Source organism: Streptomyces sp. rh34 (assembly GCF_002551245.1).
GTDB lineage: Bacteria > Actinomycetota > Actinomycetes > Streptomycetales > Streptomycetaceae > Streptomyces.
Genome location: NZ_NTGZ01000352.1, coordinates 1 through 6,035 on the forward strand (window position 1 = coordinate 1; position 6,035 = coordinate 6,035).

The 6,035-nt window shown below is 74.9% G+C and carries 3 protein-coding genes and 1 pseudogene; 3 read left to right on the forward strand and 1 reads right to left on the reverse strand.

The window, feature by feature from the left end; translation table 11 throughout:
* From cobT to CR470_RS34890, 3 genes are all read left to right on the forward strand, one after another.
* Window positions 1-3,234 (forward strand): nicotinate-nucleotide--dimethylbenzimidazole phosphoribosyltransferase (gene cobT, locus CR470_RS34880; RefSeq protein WP_257139023.1); only part of this gene is annotated, 3,234 nt, incomplete at its 5' end.
* A gap of 210 nt (window positions 3,235-3,444) precedes the next feature.
* Window positions 3,445-4,755, forward strand: coding sequence for a uroporphyrinogen-III C-methyltransferase (gene cobA / locus CR470_RS34885; RefSeq protein WP_097871466.1), 1,311 nt, complete (start codon window positions 3,445-3,447; stop codon window positions 4,753-4,755).
* Between the two features lie 69 nt (window positions 4,756-4,824).
* Window positions 4,825-5,643, forward strand: coding sequence for a TrmH family RNA methyltransferase (locus CR470_RS34890; RefSeq protein ID WP_097871468.1), 819 nt, complete (start codon window positions 4,825-4,827; stop codon window positions 5,641-5,643).
* Between the two features lie 28 nt (window positions 5,644-5,671).
* On the opposite strand, the pseudogene CR470_RS34895 reads toward CR470_RS34890, so the two are convergent.
* Window positions 5,672-6,035, reverse strand: a pseudogene (locus tag CR470_RS34895) (serine/threonine protein kinase); the annotation flags it as partial.

The following is a 6,035-nucleotide window of genomic DNA, read 5'->3' on the forward strand; positions in this document are numbered from 1 at the left end:
ACGTACGGCGGTACGCAGGGTGGCGTCGTGCGTTCGCTGGCCGACCGGGGCCCCGCCGGAGCCACCCGGACCGCTGCCCCCGCACGCCACGCGGGCCCGTCGACGGCCGGCCCCGAGAGCTTCGAGGTCCCGGCCGAGGACCCCTCGACCCTGCCCGGCCCGCAGCTGGGCGAGATCCCGCCGCAGGCCGGCGCCCCGTGGGGGGCGCAGCCGCCGCAACCGGAGCCGGAGCAGGCCGTTGCGGAGCCGGCGCCCATCGAGCAGGCCCCCGGCGAGCAGGCCCCTGCCGAGCAGGCCCCCGCCGGGACGGCTCAGCAGCCGGAGCAGGCTCAGGCGGTCGAGGCCGAACAGCCGGTGGTTGAACAGGCCGTGGCCGAGGCTGCGGTGGTTGAGCAGTCCGAGGCTGAGGCTGTGGTCGAGGCGGGGGAGCCGGTTCAGGCGGTTCAGCCGGCCGAACCGGTGGCCGTGTCGGCCCCGGCGGCGGTTTCCGTGGCCCCGGTCGAGCAGCCGGAGCAGCCGGTGCAGCCCGCTGCCGGTGCGCGGCCCGAGCCGGTTCCGCAGGCCGTCCCGGCAGAAACGGTCGTTCCCGAGCCGGCCGTTGCGGAGGTGCCTCCCGCCGGCCCCGTCGTCACCCCGGAGCCCGATGCGGCCTTGCCGGAGGCACAGGCAGAACCGCCTGTCCAGGCGCCGGCCGATGAGGTGGCAGCGCCCGGGACGCCGGAGCCGGTGGAGGCGCAGCACGGTGCCGCCGTGGCCCAGGAGCCCGAAGCACCGGCCGTCCCGGTGGAGGCCGCGACCCCCGAACCCCAGGCCCCGGCACAGGACACGCCGGTCGTCGAGCCGGTGGTACAGCCCGAGCCGGTGGTACAGCCCGAGCCGGTGGTACAGCCCGAGGCGGTGGTGGGGTCCGGGCAGGAGCAGCCCGTCGAACCGGCCCCCGAGCCGGTCCCGGCGACAGCAGTGACCGAGAGCCCGGCAGCCGTCGCGGCTCCGGAAGCTGTCGTGCCGGCTCCGGAAGCCGTTGTGGCTCCCGAGGCCGTCGCGGCGGAACCGGTGGCCGAGCCGCTCGCACCCGAGCCCGTACAGCCCGTGGCCGCGGAGCCGGTGGAGCCCGTGGCGCCGGTGGAGTCCGCCGAGCCCGGGACGGAGGGAGCGGAGGCACAGGAGCCGACGGCCCAGCAACTCCCCGTGACGGAGCAGGAAGCCACCCCGGCTCCCGCCCCCGAGCCCGCTGTCGAGCCCGGCGGGGCAACGGCGACAGAAGCGGCCGACGTGGTCGCACCCGACGCCGAGGACGGCACCGGCCCCGAGGTCATCGAGACCCCCGAACTCCCGGAGCCCGACCAGCAGGCACCGGCCGCCGACCATCAGGAACCGACTGAGGCACCGCAGCCCACCGAGGCTCCGCACCCGGCCGAGGCTCCCCGGCAGGACGAGGCGGCACAGCAGCTTGAGGGCTCCGCCGAACCTGCGGAACCCGCCGAACAGGCCGAGCCGTTCACCCCGCCCGCCCCCGGTTACGACGACGCCGAACGGGAAGCGGTCCTCCGGGTCATGCGCGAGCGCCGCGACATCCGCAACGGCTTCCGCAGCGACCCGATTCCGCACGAGGTCCTGCTCCGGGTGCTGGAGGCGGCGCACACCGCGCCGAGCGTCGGCCACTCGCAGCCGTGGGACTTCGTCGTCATCCGCTCGGCGGAGACCCGTCGCTCCATGCACGAGCTGGCCCAGAGCCAGCGCGACGCCTACGCCAAGTCGCTGCCCAAGGGCCGGGCGAAGCAGTTCAAGGAACTGAAGATCGAGGCGATCCTCGACACCCCGGTCAACATCGTCGTGACCGCCGACCCCACCCGAGGCGGCCGCCACACCCTCGGCCGTCACACCCAGCCGCAGATGGCGCCGTACTCCTCGGCCCTCGCCGTCGAGAACCTGTGGCTCGCCGCGCGCGCCGAGGGCCTCGGCGTCGGCTGGGTCAGCTTCTTCGACGAGCGCGAGATGGTTCGCGCGCTCGGCCTCCCCGAGCACCTGGAGGTCGTGGCCTACCTGTGCGTCGGCTACGTCGACGAGTTCCCCGAGGAGCCCGAGCTGATGCAGGCGGGCTGGTCCAAGCGCCGCCCGCTGTCCTGGGTCGTCCACGAGGAGACGTACGGCCGACGCGCGCTGCCCGGCGCCGAGCCGCACGACCTGCTCCAGGAGACGATCTCCGCGATCCGCCCGCTGGACGCGAAGGCGCTCGGCGAGGCGTGGGAACGCCAGAAGCGGATGACGAAGCCCGCCGGCGCGCTCGGCATGCTGGAGATCATCTCCGCGCAGCTGTCCGGGCTCTCGCGGATGTGCCCGCCGCCGATCCCGGAGCCCGCGGCCGTCGCGATCTTCGCCGGCGACCACGGCGTGCACGCCCAGGGCGTCACGGCCTGGCCGCAGGAGGTCACCGCCCAGATGGTGGCGAACTTCCTGGGCGGCGGAGCCGTCTGCAACGCCTTCGCGGCCCAGGTCGGTGCGGAGGTCTGTGTTGTGGACGTGGGCGTGGCCTCGGACCTGCCGGCGACCCCGGGTCTGCTGCCCCGCAAGGTACGCGCGGGAACAGCGGACTTCACGACGGGCCCCGCACTCTCCCGGGAAGAGGTCCTCGCCGCGATCGAGGTGGGCATCGAGACCGCCCGGGACCTGGTGGCGGCGGGCAACAAGGCCCTGCTCACCGGCGAGATGGGCATCGCCAACACCACCGCGTCGGCTGCCCTGATCTGCGTGTACACGGGGATCGACGCCTCCGAGGTGACCGGCCGGGGGACCGGCATCAACGACGAGATGCACGCCCGCAAGGTCGACGTCGTCCGCCGCGCCCTCGACCTGCACCAGCCGGACCCGGCCGACCCGATCGGCGTGCTCGCGGCGGTCGGCGGCCTGGAGCACGCGGCGATGGCCGGCTTCCTCCTGGGCGGAGCCTCCCTGCGTACGCCGGTGATCCTGGACGGCGTGAGCGCGGGCGCGGCGGCCCTGGTCGCCCGCGCCATCGCCCCCGAGTCACTGGCCGCCTGCATCGCCGGCCACCGCAGCGCGGAGCCCGGCCACGTAGCCGCGCTCAACAAGCTGGGCCTGCGCCCGCTGGTCGACCTCGACCTGCGGCTGGGCGAGGGAACCGGCGCGCTGCTGGCGCTCCCGATCGTGCAGAGCGCGGCACGCGCGATGCACGAGGTGGCCACGTTCGACTCGGCGGGCGTGACGGAGAAGTAGCAAGGGTGAGGCGGGGGCCTCCACCCCCGTCTCAGCCCTCGCCCCACTCTCCCCCTTCGTCCCATCCCGCCCCTTCGGCCGCCCACCCCGCGCTCATCCCCCCACCCCGTATCGTGTTTCCCGACCCAGACCTCAGCTTTCCGCACGTCACAGCCGCTCCACCGCCGCAGCGGCCCCTACGCAGCACCCGCCCGAGGAGCCCGTACCGCCATGGCCGAGCACGCAGACCACGCTGAGCACGCAGGTCACGCCGACCGCGTCGACCACCCCGCGTACCCCGTCGGCCTGCGCCTGCACGGCCGCCGCGTCGTCGTCGTCGGCGGCGGACAGGTCGCCCAGCGCCGGCTGCCGCAGCTCATCGCCACCGGGGCGGTCATCACACTCGTCTCCCCGTCCGCGACGCCCTCCGTCGAGGCCATGGCGGACGCCGGGGAGATCCGCTGGGAGCGCCGCCGCTACCAGGACGGCGACCTCGCCGACACCTGGTACGCCCTGATCGCCTCCTCCGACACCACGGCCAACGACGCGGCCTCCGCCGAGGCCGAGCGCAGCCGCACCTGGTGCGTCCGGGCCGACGACGCCGAGGCCGCCACCGCCTGGACCCCGGCCACCGGCCGCAGCGAGAACGTGACCGTCGCCGTCCTCACCACCACCTCCCAGGGCCGCGACCCCCGGCACTCCGCCGCCATCCGCGACGCCATCGTCGAAGGCCTGCGCGACGGCACCCTCGCCGCCCCGCACCACCGCACCCGCGCCCCCGGCGTCGCGCTCGTCGGCGGCGGCCCCGGCGACCCGGACCTGATCACGGTGCGTGGCCGCCGCCTCCTCGCCGAGGCCGACGTGGTCATCGCTGACCGCCTCGGCCCGCGCGACCTGCTCGACGAACTCCCGCCGCACGTCGAGGTGATCGACGCCGCGAAGATCCCGTACGGGCGGTTCATGGCCCAGGAGGCGATCAACCAGGCGCTCATCGAGCACGCCAAGGCGGGCAAGTCCGTGGTCCGGCTCAAGGGCGGCGACCCGTTCGTCTTCGGCCGCGGCATGGAAGAGGCCCAGGCGCTGGCCGCCGAGGGCATCCCCTGCACGGTCGTCCCCGGGATCTCCAGCACCATCTCCGTCCCCGGAGCGGCCGGCATCCCGGTCACCCACCGGGGCGTGGCCCACGAGTTCACCGTGGTCAGCGGCCATGTCGCCCCCGAGGACCCGCGCTCGCTGGTCGACTGGGAGGCCATCGCCCGGCTGCGCGGCACCCTCGTCCTGCTGATGGCCGTCGACAAGATCGGCGCCATCGCCGCCGCCCTGATCGCCCACGGCAAGGACCCGGCCACCCCGGTCGCCCTCGTCCAGGAGGGCACCACCGCCGCCCAGCGCCGGGTCGACGCGACCCTCGCGGACGTCGGCGAGCGCGCGGTCGCCGAGGACGTGCGCCCGCCCGCCGTGATCGTCATCGGCGAGGTCGTCGCCGTCGGCCCGCACTCCGCACCGGGGACCGGCCAGGACCGGCCGGTCGACCAGGCGTGAAGTAACCCGCGGTTACCCATCTCCATCCGAGGCGTTGGCACCACACACCGGACAAGGCAGTATCACCCTGTGGCAGATCTCATCACCGTCGACGACCCCGACGACCCGCGGCTGAGCGACTACATCGGCCTGACCGACGTCGAGCTGCGACGACGGCGCGAACCCGCCGAAGGCCTCTTCATCGCCGAGGGCGAAAAGGTGATCCGCCGCGCCCGGCAGGCCGGGTACGAGATGCGGTCGATGCTGCTCTCGGCCAAGTGGGTCGACGTCATGCGCGATGTCATCGACGAGGTCCCGGCGCCGGTGTACGCCGTCGCCCCCGACCTGGCCGAACGCGTCACCGGCTACCACGTCCACCGCGGTGCGCTCGCCTCCATGCAGCGCAAGCCGCTGCCCGCCCCCGACGAACTGCTCGCCACCGCGCGCCGGGTGGTGGTCATGGAATCGGTGAACGACCACACCAACATCGGCGCCATCTTCCGCAGCGCGGCGGCCCTGGGCATGGACGCGGTCCTGCTCTCCCCGGACTGCGCCGACCCGCTCTACCGGCGCTCCGTCAAGGTCTCCATGGGCGCGGTGTTCTCCGTCCCCTACGCCCGGCTCGAAGCCTGGCCCAAGACGCTGGAAGGGGTACGGGAGGCCGGCTTCCGGCTCCTCGCCCTCACCCCGGATGCCAAGGCCACCAGCATCGACGAGGCGGCCCCGCACCGGCTGGACCGGGTGGCGCTGATGCTCGGCGCGGAAGGCGACGGGCTGTCCACGCAGGCCCTGATGGCCGCCGACGCATGGGTCCGCATCCCGATGGCGCACGGCGTCGACTCGCTGAACGTGGGCGCGGCGGCGGCCGTCGCCTTCTACGCGGTGGCCACGGGACGCCCGGAGAGCTGAGCGCGGGCAGCCCCGGCCGGTCCCGGCGTCAGGACGACCGCGGCGACTCCTGCACGGCGTGCGCCTGCGTCTGCGTCCGAGGCGCCTGGTACTGCTGCTCGATCCCGGCTCCGGCTCCCGCTCCGGTCCCGGTGCCGCCCAGCCCGCGTGCCGGCCCCTGGCAGCCCTGCGCCGCCGCGATGCCCAGCGCCACCAGCAGCGTCACCACGACGAACACCACCAGCCGCTGGCGCAGCAGTCGCGGATTGGCCGGCCGCCGCCCCGCCGAGGTCGTGCGGCCCCCGGGACGGGTACCCGGCCGGCCGTTCGTCCCGGCCGGGGGGCCCTGCCGCTTCCCGGAACGCGTCGTGTCGCGCGACCCCTGCTGCGGCCGCGAGCCACCGGTGCGCGGC